Genomic DNA, 20,778 nt, shown 5'->3' on the forward strand with positions numbered 1-20,778 from the left:
CTGCGCCGGATGTACGGCGGCACCGACGGCGTGGACGGGTTCGGCGGCGAGGACATCTTCTACTACATCACCCTCTACAACGAGCCCTACTCCCAACCCGCCGAACCCGCCGACCTCAACGTCGAGGGCCTGCTCAAGGGCATGTACCTGTTCAAGAAGTCGCAGGCATCGGGCCCGAAGGCGCAGATCCTGGTCTCCGGTGTCACCATGCCCGAGGGGCTGCGGGCGCAGCAGCTGCTCGCCGACGAGTGGGGGGTGGCCGCCGACCTGTGGTCGGTCACCTCCTGGGGTGAGCTGCGCCGCGACGGCATCGAATCGGAGCGGCAGGCCCTGCGCGACCCCGGCACCGACGCCCCGCTGCCCTATGTCACGCAGGCGTTGTCCGACGCCGCCGGCCCGTTCGTGGCGGCCTCGGACTGGATGCGCGCGGTGGCCGATCAGATCCGTCAGTGGGTCCCCGGCTCGTACACCACCCTGGGCACCGACGGGTTCGGCTTCTCCGACACCCGCCCCGCCGCCCGCCGGTACTTCAACGTCGACGCCGAATCCATCGTCGTCGCCGTCCTGTCCGCCCTCGCCGGCGAAGGCACCCTCGACCGCTCCAAGGCCGTCGAGGCCGCCAACCGGTACCGCATCGACGACGTCCGCGCCGCGGCCGTCTCGTACACGGATACCGGTAGCGCGTAACGCGGAGATCCTCACCCACCGCCGCCCGTGTGTCCGTCGGACAACACGGGCGGCGGTGGGCGTAGGTTCTTGACTATGGTCGAGCAGAGTCCGTTGGTCTCCCGCAGACGACAAACCCGGGATCCGTTGCCCGACGCACTGTTGCGTCGCGTCAAACAGTTTTCCGGTCGCCTCTCGACCGAGGCCGTCACGACGATGCAGGATCAGCTGCCGTTCTTCGACGACCTCGACGCCGCTCAACGCTCCAACGTGCAGTTGCTGGTTCAGACGGCGGTCGTCAACTTCCTCGAGTGGCTCAAGAACCCGGACAGTGACATCCGGTTCAGCCTGGACGCGTTCCAGGTGATTCCGCAGGATCTCGCGCGCAGGCTAACCCTCAGCCAGACGGTGGACATGGTCCGCGTGGCGATGGAGTTCTTCGAGCAGTGGCTCCCGGCGCTCGCCCGCAACGACCAGCAGCTGATCGCCCTCACCGAGGCCGTCCTCCGTTACGGTCGAGAACTGGGTTTCGCGGCCGCCTCGGTGTACGCGAGTGCCGCGGAGTCCCGCGGTGCGTGGGACACCCGGCTCGAGGCACTGGTTGTCGACGCCGTGGTCCGTGGTGACACGGGTTCCGACATGTTGTCGCGGGCGGCGACCCTCAATTGGGACGCCACCGCTCCCGCCACCGTCATCGTCGGCACTCCCCCCGAGGACGAACGGGTCTCCGTCGTCGGCACGGTCCACACCATCGCGCAGAAGCACGGGCGCGCCGCCCTCGCCGTGGTACAGGGTTCCCGGCTCGTGATGGTCGTCAGCGGCGAGCTCCAGGAGGGGTCGGGGCACTCGAGTTTCATGACCGACCTGCTCGGCAAGTTCTCGGACGAGCCGGTGATCATCGGACCGACCACGCCGACGCTGGGCGCGGCTCACTTCAGTGCCGTCGAGGCGCTCGCCGCGATGCAGGCGGTCGCCGGCTGGCGGGGCGCCCCTCGGCCCGTCCACGCCGCCGAGTTGCTACCCGAGCGCGCACTGCTCGGGGACAACGCCGCAGTCACCGCTCTGAACGACCATCTGGTCGCGCCGCTGGCGGCCGCCGGAGGTGTTCTCACCGACACTTTGGACGCATATCTCGACTGTGGAGGTGCGGTTGAGACTTGTGCCCGGCAGCTGTTTGTTCATCCAAATACTGTGCGGTATCGACTCAAGAGAATCGCCGAAGTCACCGGTCGCGATCCGACGAATCCGCGGGATGCGTATGTACTCAGAGTGGCCGCCACGGTGGGTCGATTGACACATTCCCATAACGAACCCATATCACGTTTAACACCAGTCACACCCTTCCCATTCGGAGAAGCAGGGCTGTAACGAACGTCTGTCCAGATTCGATGCGAGGACCCCACGTGCAATTTTGTGGGAACCCAACAAATCCGCCGACAAAGGTTCATCCGCAACGACATCTCGCAGCACCCGGTTGACGGTGTTCTCTTGAAGAGTGATTTCGTTGCTCGCCCCGGGTCAGGGCTCTCAGACTCCCGGCATGCTCATCCCTTGGTTGGAGCTGCCGGGTTCTCATGACCGTGTCGCACTGTGGTCGAAGGCTGCCGGCCTCGACCTCGTCCGCCTCGGTACCACCGCGACAGCGGAGGAGATCACCGATACGTCGGTGACGCAGCCTCTCGTCGTGGCCGCCGCACTCCTCGCCTTCGAGGAACTCGACGCGCGTGGCCTGGTTCCCGCAGACACCGTCGCGGCCGGGCACTCGGTCGGTGAACTCGCCGCAGCCGCTGTCGCCGGAGTCCTCTCCGCCGACGACGCCGTCGCCCTCGCCGCCGTCCGCGGCGCGGAGATGGCCAAGGCCTGCGCACTCGAGCCGACCGGCATGTCCGCGATCCTCGGGGGCGACGAGGCCGAGGTGCTCGCCCGCCTCGACGAACTGGGCCTCGAACCGGCCAACCGCAACGCGGCGGGCCAGATCGTCGCGGCAGGTCTGCTGTCGGCGCTCGAGGAACTCGCGGCCAACCCGCCGGAGAAGGCGCGGGTTCGCGCTCTTCCCGTCGCAGGCGCGTTCCACACTCGGTTCATGGCTCCCGCGCAGGAGGCCGTCACCGAGGCTGCGTCCAAGATCACACCGGGTGAACCCACCCGCACTCTGCTCTCCAACGCCGACGGCGCACCGGTCGCATCCGGAGCCGACGCACTGACTAAACTAGCCGCGCAGGTAACCCGACCTGTGCGTTGGGACCTGTGTACCGCAAGCCTGCGGACCGCTCAGGTCTCCGCGATCGCGGAACTTCCACCAGCCGGAACCCTCGTCGGTATCGCCAAGCGTGAAATGCGCGGCACGCCGACTCTGGCTCTCAAGACCCCGGGGGATATCTCCGCGCTAGCCGAACTGACAGAACTCGGCTAGTTTGCTGCGCGCACCTCGGTGCGTGCAGGGCCCGCAGGCGCGGCCGATGGGGACGTGCCTGCACAACTCCAGATACATCTACACCGAATCAGAAGGGAGCCACTCAGTGGCCGCCACCCAGGAAGACATCATCGCCGGACTCGCGGAGATCATCGAGGAGGTCACCGGTATTGAGCCGTCCGAGGTGACCATCGAAAAGTCTTTCGTCGACGACCTCGACATCGACTCCCTCTCCATGGTTGAGATCGCCGTCCAGACCGAGGACAAGTATGGCGTGAAGATCCCCGACGAGGATCTCGCCGGACTGCGCACCGTCGGTGACGCCGTGTCCTACATCCAGAAGCTCGAAGCAGAAGGTGGCGCCGACGCGGACGCTGTGAAGGCGAAGCTCGAAGCTGCCAAGAACGACGAGGAGTGAGCTCAGCCGTGACTTCCGCCTCGACCAACGGGAAGCAGTTCCCCAACATCGTCGTCACGAGCCTCGCGGCCACGACGTCGATCGCTGGTGACGTGGATGCCACGTGGAAGGGCCTGTTGGCCGGCGAGAGCGGCATCGACACCATCCGGGAAGCCTTCGTCACGGAGAACGACCTTCCGGTGACGATCGGCGGCAAGCTCAAGGTGTCGCCCGACGAGTCGCTGTCCCGGGTCGAGATCCGCCGGATGAGCTTCGTCGAGCGGCTGGCGCTCGTCCTGGGCCGTCAGGTCTGGGAGAACGCCGGCAGCCCGGAGGTCGACAAGGATCGCCTCGGCGTCGTGATCGGCACCGGACTGGGCGGCGGCGAAGCTCTGATCGACGCCGTCGAGAAGATGAAGGCCGGTGGGTACCGCAAGGTGTCGCCGTTCGCCGTCCAGATGGTGATGCCCAACGGCCCGTCGGCCACCGTCGGACTCGAGCTCGGGGCCCGCGCCGGAGTGATCACTCCCGTGTCGGCGTGCTCTTCGGGTTCGGAGGCCATCGCCCATGCGTACCGCATGCTGGTGATGGGCGACGCGGACATCATCGTCGCCGGTGGTGTGGAGGGTTACCTCGACGCCGTGCCGATCGCGAGCTTCGCGATGATGCGCGCGCTGAGCACCCGCAACGACGATCCGAAGGCGGCTTCGCGGCCGTTCGACAAGGATCGTGACGGCTTCGTGTTCGGTGAGGCCGGAGCGATGATGGTCCTCGAAACCGAGGAGCACGCCAAGGCTCGTGGTGCCACCATCCACGCCCGTCTGCTGGGCGCGGGAATCACCTCCGACGGGTTCCACATCGTCGCTCCCGATCCTTCGGGTTCGGGCGCTGCGCGGGCCATGACGAGGGCGATCGAGACTGCTGGATTGACGAAGTCGGACATCCAGCACATCAACGCGCACGCCACGGCCACGCCGATCGGTGACACGGCAGAGGCGAACGCCATCAAGGCTGCCGTCGGCAACCATGCTGCGGTGTACGCACCGAAGTCCGCGTTGGGGCACTCGATCGGCGCCGTCGGTGCGCTCGAGGCGGTGCTCACGGTCCTGAGTCTGCGTGACGGAGTCATTCCGCCCACGCTGAATCTCGAGAATCAGGATCCAGAGATCGACCTGGATGTCGTCAAGGGCGAAGCCCGTTACGGCGAGATCGATTTCGCGATCAACAACTCGTTTGGTTTCGGTGGGCACAACGTCGCGCTCGCCTTCGGCCGGGCCTGACAGCCGGTCCTGCTAGATCGCGGGTGGAGACCCCTTCTCTGAAGGGGTCTCCACCCATCGACAGCCCACCCGGGCCCGCCACAAGGAGGACGCGATGACAATCTTGGCACCCGCGACGAAGTCCGATGCGTCGATCGATCCGCGCGATCCCCTTGCGCGCCTGGAGAAGCTGTTCGACGCCGGGACGGTCGTCCCACTCCATCCGCGTGACAAGTCCGGTGTTCTGGCCGCGTCCGGCAACATCGACGGTGTCCGCACCATCGCCTACTGCTCCGATGCCACCGTCATGGGCGGTGCCATGGGTGTCGAAGGCTGCAAGCACATCGTGACGGCGATCGACACCGCCCTCGAGGAAGACGCCCCGATCGTGGGTCTCTGGCACTCGGGTGGCGCGCGTCTCGCCGAGGGTGTCGAGGCCCTGCACGCCGTCGGACTGGTCTTCGAGGCCATGGTCCGCGCGTCCGGCCGCGTCCCACAGATTTCCGTCGTCCTCGGCTTCGCAGCCGGCGGTGCGGCGTACGGTCCCGCGCTGACCGACATCGTCATCATGGCGCCGGAGGCCCGCGTCTTCGTCACCGGACCGGACGTGGTCCGCAGTGTCACCGGTGAGCAGGTCGACATGGTGTCCCTCGGTGGTCCCGACACGCACACGAAGAAGTCGGGTGTCGCGCACATCGCCGCCCACGACGAGGGCGACGCCCTGCACCGGGCACGCCGCCTGGTGTCGATGTTCTGCGAGCAGGGCGAGTTCGATCAGGCCGCGGCCGCGCACGGCGACACCGATCTCCGCGCGCTCATGCCCGAGTCGGCGAAGCGCGCCTACGACGTCCGCCCGATCGTTCACGAACTTCTCGACAACGTCGAGGGTGAGTCGAGTTTCGAGGAACTGCAGGGCAATTACGCCCGCAGCATCGTGACCGGTCTCGGACGCCTCGGTGGCCGCACCGTCGGTGTCATCGCCAACAATCCGCTCCGCCTGGGTGGCTGCCTGAATTCGGAGAGCGCCGAGAAGTCGGCTCGTTTCGTCCGGCTGTGCAACGCATTCGGCATCCCGCTCGTCGTGGTCGTGGACGTTCCCGGATACCTCCCCGGGGTGAGCATGGAATGGGAAGGCGTCGTGCGCCGCGGCGCCAAGCTGCTGCACGCATTCGCCGAAGCCACCGTTCCCCGCGTGACTGTCGTGACCCGCAAGATCTACGGCGGCGCCTACATCGCCATGAACTCCCGCGCGCTCGGCGCCACCGCCGTCTACGCGTGGCCCGATGCCGAGGTCGCCGTCATGGGCGCCAAGGCCGCCGTCGGCATCCTGCACAAGCGCGCCCTGGCGGCAGCGCCGGAAGAAGAGCGCGAGGCCCTGCACGAGCGTCTGGCTGTCGAGCACGAGAGCATCGCCGGTGGCGTCGACCGCGCCGTCGCGATCGGTGTGGTGGACGAGGAGATCGACCCTGCCAAGACGCGCAGTGTCATCACCGCCGCCCTGGCCGCCGCTCCAGCCGGCCGCGGTGACCACAAGAACATCCCGCTGTGATCTGAGCTCTGTTCGAGAGAAGGCCCCCGCCGTTGTTGTGGCGGGGGCCTTTTCGCGTCCGTGAGCGGGGTGTCAGCCGACGTCGCGGCGCAGCCACGTGACCTCGGCGCCTTCTCCGCCGCTGCGGAACGGCTCGAGAGCCTCGTCCCAGGCGGTTCCGAGCGCGTAGTCCAGTTCGGCGGCGATGTCGCCCCCCGCTTGCATCAGTGCCCGCAGGCGCATCTCCCCCACGACGACATCGCCGTTCGCGCTGGTGGACCCGTGCCACAGGCCCATGCCGGGCACGTGGCTGTACCGTTCGCCGTCCACGCCCTCACTGGCGTCCTCGGTGACCTCGAACCGCAGCATCGGCCAGGCGCGGAGCGCGTTGACCAGCCGTGAGGCGGTGCCGACGGGCCCCACCCAGCTGGTGGTCGCGCGCAGAACGCCGTTGGAGGCCGGCTGCGAGGTCCATTTCAGGTTGGCTCGGCAGTCGAGGGTCGCGGTCAACGCCCACTCGATATGGGGGCACAACGCGGCGGGCGACGAGTGTATGTAGACAACACCATCCGTCGCGTCCGCGAACTGATTCAATGCGCGCACTCGAGCCTCCTGCTTCGACGAGGGACGTCTTCCCCAACGGCCTCAGTCGGTGTGTGCAGCACGCTCGGTTGACCAGTGTGCCTTGTGATGCCTGTGTTGCGCCAGTGATTCGAGCAATCGGTGTGTCATCACCTTCTGCGTTCCGAGAGGATACCGTCGCTCAGCTCAGTCCACAGAGGCTTGGCCCAGTCGCCGAAATCCCGGTCCGTCAACGCGACGCACGCCAGTCCGGCGGCCGGATCAACCCACAGGAAAGTGCCGGACTGACCGAAGTGGCCGAACGTCTGCGGCGAGTTGCTCGCGCCCGTCCAGTGCGGGCTCTTGCCCGAACGGATCTCGAATCCCAGACCCCAGTCGTTGGGCCGCTGTGAGCCGTATCCGGGCAGAATTCCGTCCAGCCCGGGAAACTGCACGGATGTGGCGTCCGCGAACGTCTGAGGCGAAATGAGGGCCGGGCGGAACAGTTCTGCTGCGAACCGGCCGAGATCGCCCGCCGACGCCTGCGCTCCGTGCCCGGCAGGCCCGACGAGCGCGGACGTGCCCATCGACAGCGGGGCGAAGACGGATTCCGCGACGTAGTCGGCGAAATCGATCGAGGTCTCGGCGGTGAGGAAGTCGGCGAGCACCTCGTAGCCGGCGCTCGAGTAGATCCGCTTGCGCTCCGGTGCCGTCTGCACACGGTTCGCGTCGAACGCGAGACCCGACGCGTGCGCCAGCAGATGACGCACGGTCGAGCCCTCCGGGCCTGCGGGCTGGTCGAGTTCGACGGCCCCCTCCTCGGTGGCCACCAGGACTGCGTACGCGCAGAGCAGTTTGGTCACCGAGGCCAGGGGGAAGACGCGCTGCTGGTCGCCGCACTCGCCGATCACCCCTTCGTCGCGCGACAGGACCACCGCCGCAGCGTTGTCCACGGGCCATCGGGCAATCTGATCGAGACTCTGCACCCGGTCAGCCTACGAGAGCGGCCCGCGGTCAGCCGCGGCGAGCCGTCACCAGTCGGCTTCGGTGTACCGGATGACGCCGCGAATGTTCTTGCCGTCGAGCATGTCCTGATACCCGTCGTTGACACCTTCGAGGGTGTAGGTGCGGGTGATCATGTCGTCGAGGTTCAGCTGCCCCGACTTGTACATGGCCAGCAGGTTCGGGATCTCGACCCGGGCGTTTCCGCCGCCGAAGATGGTGCCCTTCAGGTCCTTCTGCAGCATCGAGAAGAGGAACAGGTTCAGCTTGACGTCCATGTCGGTCATCGCGCCCATGGCCGTGACGACGCACGTGCCGAACTTGCTGGTGAGCAACAGGGCTTCCTCGACGTATTCGCCGTGCATCTCCCCGACCGTGATGATCGTCTTCTGCGCCATCAATCCGTTGGTGAGCGCGATGATCGGCTCGATTGCGGCCGCGGCACTCTCGAACGCGTGGGTGGCCCCGAACTTCAGCGCCTGTTCCCGCTTCCACGGCACCGGGTCGATGGCGAAGATCTGACGCGCTCCGGACGCCACCGCGCCCTGCAGTGCGCTCATGCCGACGCCGCCGACACCCATGATGACGACGGATTCGCCCGGCTTCACCTCAGCCATCCGCGTCGCCGAACCCCACCCGGTGGGAACGCCGCAGCCGACGAGGGCGGCGACGTCGAAGGGAATGTCCTTGTCGATCTTCACGACCGACGTCTCGTGCACGACCATGTAGGGCGAGAACGTCCCGAGGAGACACATCGGGATGACGTTCTCGCCGCGCGCGTGGATGCGGAAGGTGCCGTCACTGATCGCCAACCCGCTCAGGAGCCCCATTCCGAGGTCACAGAGATTCTGATGTCCCGCCGAGCACGCTGGACAGCGTCCACAGGCAGGCACGAACGAGAGCACCACGTGGTCGCCGACTTCGAGGTCCTTCACCTCCGGGCCCAACTTGGTGATGACGCCGGACCCTTCGTGGCCGCCCATCACCGGGAAGGACGCCATCGGCATCGAACCGGTGACGATGTGATGGTCGGAGTGGCACATTCCGGCGGCTTCCATGCGAATCTGCACCTCGCCCGCAACCGGATCGCCGATCTCGATCTCCTCGACCGACCATGGCTCGTTCAGGCCCCACAGGATCGCACCCTTGGTCTTCATGTGACTCCCAACCCTTCATTCATGTCTGCGCATCTGCTGATGTGACGATAGACACAAACGGGCCGAATTGGAACACGTTCTACCGAATCGGGTCCGGGAATCCGAAACTGTTACCCCGACACGTCGTGGAGGTGGTGGATCGGATCGTGGACGAAGTATTTGGCCAGCGACTCCACCGTGAACGACGCGCCGTCGCTCCGCCGTCCGGTCCGCACCCGCAATTCCGGCGCGACGGCCTCGAAGTCGTCCGCCACCGCCGCGCCTGCCGCACGCAGTTCGGCGTCGACGACGGCCGGATCCTGCTCGTTGTAGCGCTCGGCGACCGCGGTCTCGTCCTGATCCCAGTTCGGGAACAGTGGATCCGTCTCGTCGAGCACGATCCGGAGCCGGACGTCGAAGATCCGGAACACGTCGCGAACGTGTGCGGCGTACTCGAGCGCCGACCACGTCTGTTCGTCCGGCCGGACCGTCACGTCGGGGCGAGTGAGGACCGGCGACCAGGCCTCCACGTTCGCCCGGACCAGGGCCGGAATGTCCTCGTACCGGGTTGCCGCCGAGTCGAACCCGCAGTCGGGGCATGCCCGGTCGAGGACCCAGGTCCAGTTCTTCGTGTCGGGAGTGATCGCCATGTCGGTCATCGTAGAACGGCCACACGATCCCGCCGTCAGAGTGCCGCCCACCGGTACGGTCGCGAGCATGCACGCCACCTTCCTCGGTGTTTCCACGATCCTGTTGTCCGACGGCGAGACGTCGCTGATGACGGACGGGTTCTTCTCCAGACCTTCGCTGCTGCGATCGGTACTCCGGCCGCTGCGCCCCGACGGTGCCGCCGTCGACCGGGCCCTCACGCGAACCCGAACCGACCGCCTGGCCGCCGTCCTCGTCGCGCACTCGCACTACGACCACGCGATGGACTCGCCGACGGTGGCGGAGCGCACCGGCGCGGAACTCGCCGGTTCGCCGTCGACGCGTCACATCGCCGAGGGTTACGGGTTCGCGATGGACCGGTTCCGGACGATCCAGGTGCGGACTCCCCTGAGGTACGGCGCATTCGAGGTGACGGCGCTGCCCGCCGAGCACAGCCCCCGAGCGAAGTTCCCGGGCACGATCGAACATGCGGTGCACCCGCCGGCGTCGATCGGCGAATACGCGCAGGGCGACTGCTTCTCGTTCCATTTCGCGCACCCCGACGGCCGCGTCCTCGTCCACGCCAGCGCGAACTTCGTTCCCGGAGCGCTCGACGGATACGACGCCGATACCGTCTATCTCGGCATCGGCACGCTCGGCAAGCAGTCCGACCGGTTCCGCCGCGACTACTGGGACGCACTCGTGACCCGGACCGGAGCACGTCGCGTGATCCCGATCCACTGGGACAATTTCTGGAAGCCGCTCGACCGGCCGCTGACGCCGCTCCCCCGCTTCGCCGACAACTTCCGGCGGTCCCTGCGGTTCCTCACCGAGAAGGGCCGGGCCGAGGGTGTCGACGTGCGACTCCCGGTTGCCTGGGAACGCATCGATCCGCTGGCCTAGTCCGGGCTCCGCCCACTCATAGCTTGTAACCGATCGTCCGGAGCAACGCCTTACGGTCGGCGACGTCGGCATCGGCCTCGACGCCGGCAGGCGGGCGGCCGTCGATCACGCCGGCGATGCCCCGGCCGAGTTCCGTCTCGGCCACGATGATTTCGAGGGGGTTGGCGGTGGCGCAGAAGATGCCGCACACCTCCGGCACCTGCTTCAGCGTGTTCAGGACGTTCACCGGGTAGCCGTCCTCCACGAACACGAAGAACGAGTGTCCCGCTCCGACCGCGACGGCGTTGCGGGTGGCCAACTCGACGAGACGGTCGTCGTTGCCGGAACAGCGCACGAGGCGAGGCCCCGAGGCTTCGCAGAACGCGATACCGAACCGGAGGTGGGGGCTCACTCCCACCAGCGCCTCGTGCACGTCCTCGACGGTCTTGATGAAGTGGGACTGACCGACGATCACGTTCATGTCGTCGGGCTTGTCGATCGCCACGATCTGCAGCTCCACGATGGCCTCCTCGGATGACCTTTCAGTCTGCCCCGCTGCGGCGCGGAGAACAACGACGGAGCGGGCGTTCGACCACCTGGGATCCGCGGAAAACGGTGGGGCGGGCGGGGCTCGAACCCGCGACCAATGGATTATGAGTCCACGGCTCTAACCGACTGAGCTACCGCCCCATCGCCGCACTATTCGCGATCGCGGCGTGCCGATGTTACCGTGCGCCCGCCGTGGGCGCGTAGCCGGGACGAAGCCCGCCCTGACAGGACTTTTCGTGGTCGGCGGACCGAATCGTGTCCCGACGTGGACACTGCCCCGTCGCCGTGTGTGCGAACGCGTCTTCCGGGGTACGCGTGTGATCCGCACTGCGGAGGATCACGAGACGGGAGCACAGGATGAGCGTCGAACGACCAGGACCGGAACCGGACGATGCACCGGCGCTCGACGACGGAGGGGGCGTTCAGCCGGGTGACACGCCACCGGATGCCGGCCAGACCTCGGGTTTGTCGCATCCGCAGCCGATGCCGGGCCGGACGGTGCCGATCCTCGCGTTCATCGTGGTGGGGCTACTCGTCCTCGCGGTCGCGGCCTTCTTCGTCGCCCGCGTGTTTGCGTTGTTCGACTGAGGTGACCGGCGCCGATGCGTCTGCGACGAGTTCGTATCGTCGCCCGTACGTTTCGACGAGGGCCTGGATCGCGGCGACCACCGGCACCGACACCAGGGCGCCGACCGGGCCGAACAGCGAGGCGCCCACGATCACCGACCCGAACGCGACCGCGGGGTGGATCGAGACCGTCGCGGACGTGATGCGCGGGTGCAGCACGTAGTTCTCGATCTGCTGGTAGACGGTCCCGAACACGATCACCCACACACCGTCCATCGGCTGGGACGCCGCCGCGATGATCGCTGGGAGGGCGATCGCGAGGTAGGTGCCCAGGGTGGGGACGAACTGCGAGACGATGCCGGTCCACAGTGCCAGCGGCAGCCAGTAGGGCACACCGATCACCACGAGGAAGATGCCGGTGGCGACCGAACTCACGGCAGCGAGGATCAGCCGCGACACCACGTATCCGCCGGCCTTCTCGACCGAGATCTCCCAGACCACCGAGATGACCCGCTGTTGCCGCGCCGGACACCAGCTCGAGATCGTGCGGCGAAGCGCCGGCCCCTGCGCGGACATGTAGAACACGAACAGCAGCAGCGTCAGCATCTGGAACACGACGCCGAGCAGCGAGGACAACACACCCAGAACTCCCGGCGTGAACCGCTCGGCGAGGTCTCGGATGGTCTCGGGCGTGAGGTGGATCAGAGCCTCGCCGGTCGCGAAGTCGGTGTCGAACACACGATTGGACCAGTCGGTGACCGAGGACAACGCGCCCGGCAGGGCCTTGAGGAGCTGGGCGAGTTGCTGGGCGAGCAGTGTCCCGAAGAGTGCCAGGAATCCGATGGCGAAGACGAACAACGCCAACAGCACGAGTCCGGTGGCGGCGCCGCGCCGCAGCCCCCGGCGCTCGAGCCAGTCGACGACCGGTTCGATGGTGATACTGAACAACCACGCGAGGAACAGCAACCCCAGAAAGCTCCGCAGGTTGACGAACAGCCAACCCGACAACTGGTAGGCGGCGACGGCCAGCAGAACGTAGAGGATCGAGGGCGCCAGCCACCGCGGGGCGTCGCTCGTGCCGAAGCGCCCGATCGACCGTGCCCGCTCGGTTTCGCCGCCGTCCTCGCTCATCGCACACCCCGCGGTCGATTGCTGCCGATACAGCCGGAATGTACTCGCCCGCGAGTGTGCACCGATCCGAATTGGCCGGGCGCAGCAGAAAACCCCGCCCGGATGAACCGGACGGGGTTTCGATGCTCCCCCGGCTGGACTCGAACCAGCAACCGTCCGATTAACAGTCGGAAGCTCTGCCAATTGAGCTACAGGGGATTATTCTGCTGTGCTTCGCCGTTCCCGGCGATGCGAGAGAAACTGTAGCGCATTGCCCCACCCCAGTACCAAATCGCCTGCCTGTCGACGCATCAGGCAGGATGGGTGCAGGTCGTTGTGCGTCGGGAGGAAGCGGGAATGATGCGGTTGTTGATCGGTATCGCTGCGGGGTACGTGCTGGGTACGCGAGCAGGACGTGCGCGCTACGAACAGATCAGCCGGGCCACCAAGGCCGTGGCCACCAGCCCGGCCACGAAGAAGGTGTTGCAGATGTCGCGGCAGAAGCTGTCCGACTCCCTGAACACTCAGCCGAAGCTCGAGCCCATGAAGCCACTCGACGAGGAAACGACCATCCTGGTTCCCCAGGATCAGCTCAAGAAGAAGTAGCCGGCAGTGGCCGGTTCAGCCGGCCATCCCGTCCCGGTTGGTGTCACCGATCGCCTGATCGAGCAGGCTGCGGCGGTACTGCTCCAGGGCGACGAGGTCGCCGAGCAGCGAGTGGAACTCGTCCGACGCCGTCGCCGGCGAGATGCGCTGCAGCTTGGATTTCAGTTCCGCCACCTGCTCTCCCACCCACACCTCCTGCAGGCGTGCGATCACTCCGGAAATGTATCTCGGCACGGTGTCCTCTTCGGCGGGCAACGGCTCGACGGCGAGTTCCGACACGAGGGACGCCGCGGTGACGTCGTCGACACCGCGGCTGACCGCGTCGACCCATTCGCCGCCGCCGAGGCCCGCGCTGGTGCCGCCGGACGCGATCATCGACTCGCGGATCACGACGTACGTCGGATGCGTGAACGTCTCCACCGGCAGCGAGTCGAACACGGTGCCCGCGATCGACGGGTACTGCAACGCGCCCTTCAGCGCCTCCCGCTGCGCCCACAGCGTCGGATCGTTCGGCCGGGGCCGGGTGAGCCCGACCGGCAACTGTGGGGTGTCCTGGTCCTCGCCCCGGGAGGCCTTCTTCTTCAGCGGCGCAGGCAGCGACCCGCGGGTGGACGCCCGTTTGCGCGCCTCGTCCCGCACCCGCTGCCGGACGGCGGCGATGTCGTCCCAGCCCACCCAGCCCGACAACTGGACGGCGTAGCTGTCACGCAGCGTCGCTTCCTTGATCTGCGCGACCACCGGCACGGTGCGCCGCAGCGCCTCGACCCGGCCCTCGGCGGTCTCGAGGTCGTGCTCGGTGAGGATCGACTTGACCACGAACTCGAACATCGGTGTGCGACGCGCCACCAGGTCGCGCACGGCGGCGTCACCGGACTTCTGCCGCAGCTCGCACGGGTCCATGCCCTCGGGTGCCACGGCGACGAACGTCTGCCCGGCCATCTTCTGGTCGCCCTCGAACGCCTTCATCGCCGCGGCCTGGCCGGCGGCGTCCCCGTCGAACGTGTAGATGATCTCGCCGCGAAAGTAGCTGTCGTCCATCAGCAGTCGCCGCAGCATCGCGAGGTGGTCCTCACCGAACGCGGTGCCGCAGGCGGCGACGGCGGTCTTGACCCCGGCCACGTGCATCGCCATGACGTCGGTGTATCCCTCGACCACCACGGCCTGATGTCCCTTGGCGATGTCGCGCTTGGCGAGGTCGAGCCCGAACAGCACCTGAGACTTCTTGTACAGCATGGTTTCCGGCGTGTTGACGTATTTGCCGGGCATGGTGTCGTCGTCGAACAACTTGCGGGCGCCGAACCCGATGACGTCGCCGGACAGGTTCCGGATGGGCCAGAGCAGGCGCCGGTGGAAGCGGTCGATGTGACCACGCCGCCCGGCTTTCGACAGGCCCGCGGCCTCGAGTTCCTTGACGTCGAAGCCCTTGCCCAGCAAGTGCTTCGTGAGGATGTCCCAGCCGTCGGGTGCATACCCGCACCCGAACTGCTGCGCGACCTGCGCGTCGAAGTTCCGTTCCGTCAGGTAGTCGCGGGCCGCCTGCGCGTCGGGTTCCTGCAAGCGCGCCGAGTAGAACTCCTGCGCGGCCGCGTTGGCCGCGACCAACCGGGAGCGGGTGCCACGGTCGCGTTGTACCGAGGTGCCGCCGCCCTCGTACGAAATGGTGTAGTTCAACCGGTCGGCGAGCTGCTCGACGGCCTCGACGAAACTGACGTGGTCGATCTTCTGGAGGAACGAGTAGACGTCGCCGCCCTCGCCGCACCCGAAGCAGTGGTAGTGCCCGTGGTTGGGGCGGACGTGGAACGACGGCGACTTCTCGTCGTGGAACGGGCACAGCCCCTTCATGGAGTCGCCGCCCGCGCGCTTGAGGGAGACGTATTCCCCCACGATGTCCTCGATCCGTGTGCGCTCGCGAATGGCCGCAACGTCACGATCAGGGATTCTGCCAGCCACGAACGACAGTCTAGGCGCTCCGCCGCAGCCCGAACTTCCGCCTCTGGGTCAGCAGTTCGACGGGGCGGGAATCCCGGCGAATCGGTCGCCGAGATAGCCGAATGCGGGACCGGCACCGAGCATGGTGGCGGTGCCGTGGTCGGCGCCCGGGATCACGTCGAACTGCACGCGCGCACCCTGTGAGCAGTACCGGGCGACGGTGTTCTGCACCGGCCCGATGGCGACGAGAGGGTCCGCGCTGCCGTGCCAGACGAACATCGGCGTCCTCGGGACTCCCGGATACAGTTCGACGCTGTTCTCGTCCATCACCGCGCGGCCGGACGGGTCGGCGAGGATCCCGGGACCGTTGGTCAGGTCGGGCAGCGACTTCCCCGCACCGGCGCCGAGGATCGAATCGGTGCACATGTTGCTCATCTGTGTCCGCAGGGCGAGTCCGTCGCCGTTGAGGCCGTCCCCCAGCGGTGAACGCGTCGGGTATTCACGCTCGAGACCGATGGCGGCCGCGAAACCCAGGCCGAACGCCTGCGAGCGCGTGCTACCCAAACGGTCGGCCAGTTCACCGATGTTGACCGGTGTGCCGCCCTCGGCGGCGCCCACGATGTTCAGTTCCGGGGCGTAGGTGGGTGCGAGTGCCGCGGCCCAGTTGGTCGCCATGGCACCGCCCGAGTAGCCGGCCAGCCCGACCGGGCTGCCACCGAGACCCGCTTCCGGGAGCCGCTGCGCGGCGCGGACGCCGTCGAGCACGAGCCGGCCGCCGAGTTTCGCGGCCCCGTATGCGCTGGTCGGTCCGAGGTGGTCGGGCACGGCGACGGCCCACCCCCGCGCGAGCAGGGCGTTGAGGGCGGGCCCCTCCTGAATTCCGCCGTTGAACAGCTGATGCGATGGCGCGCACTCGAGCCCGAGCGCGTTGACGAACGGCTGATAGGACACCAGCGGCCGGTTCGCGGGAGTGCCGCGGGGTACCAGCACCGTGGTGACCGCGGCGATGGGCGCTCCGGCGGAGTTGGTCGACTTGTACTTCACCTGCCAGGCGTCGGCGGTGGGGAAACCGGTGGCGGCGACCGGTCGGCTCGCCAGCACGTCACCGTCGGCGCGTGCCCCGACGTCGGCGGGCGCACCGTAGAACGGGTCGGAGTCCGCGAACGGATACGCGGGCGCGGCCTGCGCCGCGGGTGGGGCCAGCAGGGCGGCACCGACCGCCACCGCCAGCGCTGCGGACGTCGAACCGATGACCTTGCGCACTGCAGACTTCATCCGGTCTCCCTGACCATTGGGTGCGAGCTGTCTGTAGACCTATTCGTAGCACCGCGGCGGCCGGATGGGTCCGACTTCCGGCTTTGTCAGCCCCAGCTCGCCTGGGCTCCGAGACTGGACTTGTCGACGCGTTCGAGCCGGCTCTCGGTGTAGGAGGCGATCTGGTCGACGACGACCCGGACCCGTGCGGGGTCGTCGGCCGCGGCGTTCCAGGCGGGAACCAGGATGGGGTCGAGACCGGCGGGTGCGGTCACGAGTAGCCATTCGGCGACGCGGTGGACGCGGTCACGCTGGCGTGCCTGCCGTGCCCGGTGGCCGGCATCCGACATCACGTAGTTCAGTGCGAACGTCTTGAGCAGCGCCACCTCCGCCGCGACCACCGGCGGGACCACCAGGTCGGCGTCGTACCGGGCGACCGGCTTGTCGCCGTGGACGTCGCGGGTCCCGATGATCGCGGCGGTCGCGAACCGGCCGACCAGTTCACTGGTGAGATTCTTCAGGGCGACCGAACTGGTGAGCGTGCCGTCGTAGCTGCCCACCTCGACGACGACGGGCAGAAGGCTCAACCGCGTCGCGGCCTCGACCAGTTCCTCGACGTCGAGTCCCGGGAACTCCGACGCTCCGAACTCGGCGAGCGCCCGCTGATCCACCGGATCGGCCAGCGAACGCAGATCGATGCGCCCGTCGATCACGCCGTCCTCGACGTCGTGCACGGAGTAGGCGACGTCGTCGGCCCAATCCATGACCTGCGCTTCGAGACACTGGTGGCCGTCGGGGGCCCCCTCGCGGATCCACGCGAGCACGTCGGCGTCGTCGTCGTAGGCCCCGAACTTCGCGCCGGGTCGCGGCCGGGTCCACGGATACTTGATCGCCGCGTCCAGCGACGCGCGGGTCAGGTTGAGCCCGGCACTGCTTCCGTCGGGGTACAGCACCTTCGGTTCGAGGCTCGTGAGGATGCGCAGATTCTGGGCGTTGCCCTCGAACCCACCGCAGCTTTCGGCGACCTCGTCGAGGGCCTTCTCCCCGTTGTGGCCGTACGGCGGGTGACCGATGTCGTGCGCGAGGCCGGCGAGGTCCACCAGATCGGGATCGCAGCCGAGACCGTCGGCGATCCCGCGGCCGATCTGCGCCACCTCGATCGAGTGCGTCAACCGCGTGCGCGGGGTGTCGCCGTCCCGGGGGCCGACCACCTGGGTCTTGTCGGCGAGTCTGCGGAGCGCGGCCGAGTGCTGGACGCGGGCGCGGTCGCGGGAGAAGACGGATCGGTGTTGCGCGGCCTCGATCTGGCTGCCCGGGATTCCCGCCCGTTTCGGTGCCTCGCGGACCCGGCGGGCGACGTCGTGCGCGGAGTACACGTCGCCGAGGGGTGTCGTGTGTGCTGTCATCGATGTCTACTGTCCCGCCGTGTAAGGGAAGTCGGCCGAGAAGTGGGTGAGCTGGTACCAGATCAGCGCCCCTGTCTCCCGGGCGATTCCGTGCAGCTGGGATTCGCGGGTGAACACGGCGGGCCCCTGCCGGGTGGGCGCCGTCCAGGCGTCGAGTCCGGCGTCACGTGCCATCGTCCGGGTCCGCAGCGAATGCCAGGGGTCGCTGACGAGGACCGCCGAATCGATGCCCTGCTCCCCCATCGCCTCACTCACCGCCTCGATGCTGAGCAGGGTGTCGGACCCTTCCTCGACCGCGGTGATGCTGTCGGCGGGGACGCCGCGCGAGATCAGATAGTTCTTGCCGGACGCCGCCTCGGTGTACTCGTCGCCCTCCTGCTTGCCGCCGACCGTGATGACCTCGGGGGCCACCCCCCGCTCGTACAGCTTGTATGCCTGCTCGAGCCGGGCCTCGAACACCGACGACGGGGTTCCCGAATACTGGGCGGCGCCGAGCACGACGATCGCGTCGGCGGCGGACGTGTCGTCGATCCGCGCGACCTGCCACACCCGGACCGCGGTGCCGAGCACCAGCGCTGCGGCGAGGAGGACGACGCCGGCGATGATCCGGCGGGTCCACCGGGCCAGCGTGCCGGCGAACCCCAGGCGCGCAGAACGGCGCGGGAGGTCGTGGCGTTCACGGCTCGGTGCAGAATTCACTCCCTGATTCTGCCAGCTGTCGCCGAACTGTCCCGATGACGACTCGCCACACCCGATAGATTTGCTGCCATGCCACTCGCAGCGCGCCTCGAGCAGACGCCGTCGTCCCGCCCCCGACTTCCCCGTGCTCGGCGGTTCGCCGCCCTCGGCGCCGTCTCCGCACTCCTGACTCTCGTGGCAATCCTGTTCTCTCCCGCGATCGCGTCGGCGGACGCACCGTTCCGCCTTCCCGGCCAGATCACGGACACCGTCGGCGTGCTCGACGCCGACCAGCAGAGCGACGTCCAGGCCGCGATCGACCAGCTCTACGACGAGCACAAGGTGCGGTTGTGGGTGGTGTACGTTCCCGACTTCAACGGGCTCGGCGCCGGTCCGTGGGCGGATCAGACGGCGCAGGCCTCCTCGCTCGGCGACCGCGACGCCCTGCTCGCGGTCGCGACCGTCGACCGCGAGTACGCCCTCATCGCACCGGACGGACTGTCGGAGATCACCAGCGACGAGGCCGAGTCGATCCGCGTCGATGCGGTGGAACCCGCCCTGCGCGAGGAGGATTGGGCCGGCGGCGCGATCGCCGCGGCAGGCGGCCTTGGCGACGCGATGAGTCCGGGCGAAGGAATGTCCGTGCGCACACTGCTGATCGGCGGAGGTGTGGTCGTCGTGGGTGCGGGTGGCGTCGTGCTGTATTCGCGGAAGAAGAAGCACGACCGCTCCCGGGCCGGGGTCGAGGCGGCGCGCAGCATCAGCCCCGAGGACACCGCCGCGCTGACGGCGCTCCCGCTGCCGACCCTGGACGAGCGCGCCAAGGAGGTGCTCGTCGAGACCGACGACGCGCTGCGCACGAGCCAGGAGGAACTCGAACTGGCCCGCGGCGAGTTCGGCGAGCAGGCCACGGCGTCGTTCACGGCGGCGTTCGACACGGCGAAGGCGACACTCGCGGCCGCGTTCACCGTCCGTCAGCGACTCGACGACGCGATCCCCGAGACCCCAGGGCAGCAGCGGGAGATGCTCATCGACATCATCACCTCGTGCGGGCGCGCCGACCGCGAACTCAACGAGAGGGTTCAGGAGTTCGACGGGCTCCGGGACCTGCTGATCAACGCCCCCGACCGACTCGACGCGCTCACCCGGGACATGGTCGCGCTGACCGTGCGCATCCCCGATTCCACGCAGACCCTCGCCACCCTGCAGACCGAATTCCCGGCCGCCGCACTCGCTTCCGTCGCCCACAACGTGACGATGGCGGAGGAGCGGCTCGCGTTCGCGGAACGGGCCGTGGCCGACGGCAGGGACGCGATCGCGTTGCCGCCCGGGAAGCAGGGGCCGGCGGTGTCGGCGATCCGCGGAGCCGAGGGCGCCCTCGAACAGGCCCGGACGCTACTCGACGCCGTCGACCACGCCGCGGAGGACATCCGGCACGCCATCGCCACGCTGCCGGCCGCGATCACCGACGTGGAGGCCGGGATCGCGGCCTCGGGACAGTTCACCGAGCAGGGTGGGGACCGGCTCGCGTCGGCCCGCGCCGCGGCCGAGGCAGCACTGGCGGCGGCCCGGACCGCCGCGGACACCGACCCGCTCGGCAGCTTCACCCAGATCGTCAAGGCCGACGCGGAACTCGACACCGTCCGCGCCGAGGCGCAGGAATCCCGGCAGCAGGCCGAGCGTGCGCAGCAGCGCCTCGAACAGGACCTCATGGCCGCGCAGTCGCAGGTCACGGCGGCGTCGGACTTCATCGGCACCCGACGCGGCGCGGTGGGAGCGGACGCCCGGACCCGCCTGACCGAGGCGCAGCGGCACCTGGCGGGCGCGCAGCAACTGCGCGCCACCGACGCCTCCCGCGCGCTTCAGCACGCTCAGGCGGCGGCCGGCCTGGCGGCCGACGCACTGCACCTGGCGCAGAACGACGTGAGCCGCTGGGAGTCCCGCCGGCGCCCCGGGCCCGGAAGCGGTGGCGGGAATGCCACCGGAGCGATCCTCGGCGGCATTCTGATCGACAGCATCCTGCGCGGCGGTTTCAGCGGCGGCGGCAACTGGGGAAGCCGGGGCTCCGGCGGCGGTCGCAGCAGCGGCCCGCGGTCCTTCGGCGGGCCGAGCAGCTCCGGCCGGATCAGTGGGGGCGGCCGATTCTGACGTCCTCCCCAGTCTTCGTCGCACTCGCCTGCGTCGCGG

19 protein-coding genes, 2 tRNA genes and 1 pseudogene are annotated in these 20,778 nt (G+C 68.2%); 10 read left to right on the forward strand and 12 right to left on the reverse strand.

The window, feature by feature from the left end; all coding sequences use genetic code 11:
* The 6 genes and pseudogenes from ACFVJ3_RS33265 to ACFVJ3_RS33290 form a co-directional block, all read left to right on the forward strand.
* Positions 1 to 687 (forward strand): annotated as a pseudogene (locus ACFVJ3_RS33265) (pyruvate dehydrogenase (acetyl-transferring), homodimeric type); the annotation flags it as partial.
* A gap of 75 nt (positions 688 to 762) precedes the next feature.
* A complete protein-coding gene (locus ACFVJ3_RS33270) occupies positions 763 to 2,034 on the forward strand; it encodes a CdaR family transcriptional regulator (RefSeq protein WP_005261202.1) in 1,272 nt (423 codons plus the stop codon).
* 127 nt (positions 2,035 to 2,161) lie between these two features.
* Positions 2,162 to 3,079 carry an ACP S-malonyltransferase gene (locus tag ACFVJ3_RS33275; protein WP_378456118.1) on the forward strand — a complete coding sequence of 306 codons (918 nt, stop codon included), beginning with the start codon at positions 2,162 to 2,164 and terminating at the stop codon, positions 3,077 to 3,079.
* 106 nt (positions 3,080 to 3,185) lie between these two features.
* A complete protein-coding gene (gene acpM, locus ACFVJ3_RS33280) occupies positions 3,186 to 3,497 on the forward strand; it encodes a meromycolate extension acyl carrier protein AcpM (RefSeq protein ID WP_378456119.1) in 312 nt (103 codons plus the stop codon).
* A gap of 8 nt (positions 3,498 to 3,505) precedes the next feature.
* Complete coding sequence (locus ACFVJ3_RS33285) at positions 3,506 to 4,756, forward strand: KasA/KasB family beta-ketoacyl-ACP synthase (protein WP_005571522.1); 1,251 nt, start codon at positions 3,506 to 3,508, stop codon at positions 4,754 to 4,756.
* A 94-nt stretch (positions 4,757 to 4,850) separates the two neighbouring features.
* The gene (locus tag ACFVJ3_RS33290; RefSeq protein ID WP_378456120.1) at positions 4,851 to 6,284 is read left to right on the forward strand and encodes an acyl-CoA carboxylase subunit beta; all 1,434 of its coding nucleotides are present in this window, start codon (positions 4,851 to 4,853) and stop codon (positions 6,282 to 6,284) included.
* Positions 6,285 to 6,356: 72 nt separating this feature from the next.
* On the opposite strand, the gene ACFVJ3_RS33295 is transcribed toward ACFVJ3_RS33290, so the two are convergent.
* The 4 genes from ACFVJ3_RS33295 to ACFVJ3_RS33310 all read right to left on the reverse strand — a co-directional run bounded on the left by ACFVJ3_RS33295 (position 6,357) and on the right by ACFVJ3_RS33310 (position 9,612).
* On the reverse strand, positions 6,357 to 6,866 hold the full coding sequence (locus ACFVJ3_RS33295; RefSeq protein WP_378456121.1) for a DUF3145 domain-containing protein: 510 nt from the start codon (positions 6,864 to 6,866) through the stop codon (positions 6,357 to 6,359).
* Positions 6,867 to 6,994: 128 nt separating this feature from the next.
* The gene (locus ACFVJ3_RS33300; RefSeq protein WP_378456122.1) at positions 6,995 to 7,810 is read right to left on the reverse strand and encodes a serine hydrolase domain-containing protein; all 816 of its coding nucleotides are present in this window, start codon (positions 7,808 to 7,810) and stop codon (positions 6,995 to 6,997) included.
* A gap of 45 nt (positions 7,811 to 7,855) precedes the next feature.
* Entirely contained in the window at positions 7,856 to 8,983 is a 1,128-nt protein-coding gene (locus ACFVJ3_RS33305; protein WP_005247847.1) for an NDMA-dependent alcohol dehydrogenase, read from the reverse strand.
* Between the two features lie 110 nt (positions 8,984 to 9,093).
* Positions 9,094 to 9,612 (reverse strand): DinB family protein, encoded by a 519-nt coding sequence (locus ACFVJ3_RS33310; RefSeq protein WP_378456123.1) that lies wholly within the window; start codon positions 9,610 to 9,612, stop codon positions 9,094 to 9,096.
* Between the two features lie 67 nt (positions 9,613 to 9,679).
* Between ACFVJ3_RS33310 and ACFVJ3_RS33315 the strand changes: the two genes are divergently transcribed.
* Positions 9,680 to 10,513 carry an MBL fold metallo-hydrolase gene (locus tag ACFVJ3_RS33315; protein ID WP_378456124.1) on the forward strand — a complete coding sequence of 278 codons (834 nt, stop codon included), beginning with the start codon at positions 9,680 to 9,682 and terminating at the stop codon, positions 10,511 to 10,513.
* Between the two features lie 16 nt (positions 10,514 to 10,529).
* Here ACFVJ3_RS33315 and ACFVJ3_RS33320 read toward each other — a convergent pair whose 3' ends face one another.
* Positions 10,530 to 11,012: an adenosine-specific kinase gene (locus ACFVJ3_RS33320; protein WP_378456125.1), complete on the reverse strand. Its 483-nt coding sequence runs from the start codon at positions 11,010 to 11,012 to the stop codon at positions 10,530 to 10,532.
* A gap of 96 nt (positions 11,013 to 11,108) precedes the next feature.
* A tRNA-Ile gene (locus ACFVJ3_RS33325) sits at positions 11,109 to 11,182 on the reverse strand.
* A 216-nt stretch (positions 11,183 to 11,398) separates the two neighbouring features.
* On the opposite strand from ACFVJ3_RS33325, the gene ACFVJ3_RS33330 reads away from it, so the two are divergent.
* Positions 11,399 to 11,629 (forward strand): DUF6480 family protein, encoded by a 231-nt coding sequence (locus ACFVJ3_RS33330; protein WP_082324995.1) that lies wholly within the window; start codon positions 11,399 to 11,401, stop codon positions 11,627 to 11,629.
* On the opposite strand, the gene ACFVJ3_RS33335 is transcribed toward ACFVJ3_RS33330, so the two are convergent.
* Together ACFVJ3_RS33335 and ACFVJ3_RS33340 are read right to left on the reverse strand one after the other, a co-directional pair.
* A complete protein-coding gene (locus ACFVJ3_RS33335; RefSeq protein WP_378456126.1) occupies positions 11,570 to 12,739 on the reverse strand; it encodes an AI-2E family transporter in 1,170 nt (389 codons plus the stop codon). The two genes, ACFVJ3_RS33330 and ACFVJ3_RS33335, sit on opposite strands and share 60 nt — an antisense overlap.
* A gap of 125 nt (positions 12,740 to 12,864) precedes the next feature.
* Positions 12,865 to 12,937: transfer RNA gene (locus tag ACFVJ3_RS33340), tRNA-Asn, on the reverse strand.
* A 138-nt stretch (positions 12,938 to 13,075) separates the two neighbouring features.
* Between ACFVJ3_RS33340 and ACFVJ3_RS33345 the strand changes: the two genes are divergently transcribed.
* Positions 13,076 to 13,324, forward strand: coding sequence for a hypothetical protein (locus ACFVJ3_RS33345; RefSeq protein WP_005570860.1), 249 nt, complete (start codon positions 13,076 to 13,078; stop codon positions 13,322 to 13,324).
* Between the two features lie 15 nt (positions 13,325 to 13,339).
* Here ACFVJ3_RS33345 and dnaG read toward each other — a convergent pair whose 3' ends face one another.
* The 4 genes from dnaG to ACFVJ3_RS33365 form a co-directional block, all read right to left on the reverse strand.
* Positions 13,340 to 15,274, reverse strand: a complete 1,935-nt coding sequence (dnaG, locus tag ACFVJ3_RS33350; RefSeq protein WP_378456127.1) for a DNA primase — start codon at positions 15,272 to 15,274, stop codon at positions 13,340 to 13,342.
* A gap of 48 nt (positions 15,275 to 15,322) precedes the next feature.
* Positions 15,323 to 16,528 (reverse strand): lipase family protein, encoded by a 1,206-nt coding sequence (locus ACFVJ3_RS33355; protein WP_378456128.1) that lies wholly within the window; start codon positions 16,526 to 16,528, stop codon positions 15,323 to 15,325.
* A gap of 86 nt (positions 16,529 to 16,614) precedes the next feature.
* Positions 16,615 to 17,913 (reverse strand): deoxyguanosinetriphosphate triphosphohydrolase, encoded by a 1,299-nt coding sequence (locus tag ACFVJ3_RS33360; RefSeq protein WP_378456129.1) that lies wholly within the window; start codon positions 17,911 to 17,913, stop codon positions 16,615 to 16,617.
* Positions 17,914 to 17,919: 6 nt separating this feature from the next.
* The gene (locus ACFVJ3_RS33365; protein ID WP_378456130.1) at positions 17,920 to 18,612 is read right to left on the reverse strand and encodes a YdcF family protein; all 693 of its coding nucleotides are present in this window, start codon (positions 18,610 to 18,612) and stop codon (positions 17,920 to 17,922) included.
* A gap of 69 nt (positions 18,613 to 18,681) precedes the next feature.
* Between ACFVJ3_RS33365 and ACFVJ3_RS33370 the strand changes: the two genes are divergently transcribed.
* Positions 18,682 to 20,739, forward strand: coding sequence for a TPM domain-containing protein (locus ACFVJ3_RS33370; RefSeq protein ID WP_378456131.1), 2,058 nt, complete (start codon positions 18,682 to 18,684; stop codon positions 20,737 to 20,739).
* Positions 20,740 to 20,778 lie beyond the last annotated feature (39 nt).

The sequence above is a fragment of the Rhodococcus sp. NPDC127593 genome, from assembly GCF_042671975.1.
In the GTDB taxonomy this organism is placed as follows: Bacteria; Actinomycetota; Actinomycetes; order Mycobacteriales; family Mycobacteriaceae; genus Rhodococcus_F.

What these genes read in the sequence shown, in the direction of transcription:
- ACFVJ3_RS33270 (WP_005261202.1), top strand. Translation starts at nt 763, where the DNA reads ATGGTCGAGCAGAGTCCGTTGGTCTCCCGCAGACGACAAACCCGGGAT.
- ACFVJ3_RS33290 (WP_378456120.1), top strand. Translation starts at nt 4,851, where the DNA reads ATGACAATCTTGGCACCCGCGACGAAGTCCGATGCGTCGATCGATCCG.
- ACFVJ3_RS33305 (WP_005247847.1), bottom strand. Translation starts at nt 8,983, where the DNA reads ATGAAGACCAAGGGTGCGATCCTGTGGGGCCTGAACGAGCCATGGTCG.
- ACFVJ3_RS33310 (WP_378456123.1), bottom strand. Translation starts at nt 9,612, where the DNA reads ATGGCGATCACTCCCGACACGAAGAACTGGACCTGGGTCCTCGACCGG.
- ACFVJ3_RS33315 (WP_378456124.1), top strand. Translation starts at nt 9,680, where the DNA reads ATGCACGCCACCTTCCTCGGTGTTTCCACGATCCTGTTGTCCGACGGC.
- ACFVJ3_RS33330 (WP_082324995.1), top strand. Translation starts at nt 11,399, where the DNA reads ATGAGCGTCGAACGACCAGGACCGGAACCGGACGATGCACCGGCGCTC.
- ACFVJ3_RS33335 (WP_378456126.1), bottom strand. Translation starts at nt 12,739, where the DNA reads ATGAGCGAGGACGGCGGCGAAACCGAGCGGGCACGGTCGATCGGGCGC.
- ACFVJ3_RS33345 (WP_005570860.1), top strand. Translation starts at nt 13,076, where the DNA reads ATGATGCGGTTGTTGATCGGTATCGCTGCGGGGTACGTGCTGGGTACG.
- ACFVJ3_RS33355 (WP_378456128.1), bottom strand. Translation starts at nt 16,528, where the DNA reads ATGAAGTCTGCAGTGCGCAAGGTCATCGGTTCGACGTCCGCAGCGCTG.
- ACFVJ3_RS33360 (WP_378456129.1), bottom strand. Translation starts at nt 17,913, where the DNA reads ATGACAGCACACACGACACCCCTCGGCGACGTGTACTCCGCGCACGAC.
- ACFVJ3_RS33370 (WP_378456131.1), top strand. Translation starts at nt 18,682, where the DNA reads ATGCCACTCGCAGCGCGCCTCGAGCAGACGCCGTCGTCCCGCCCCCGA.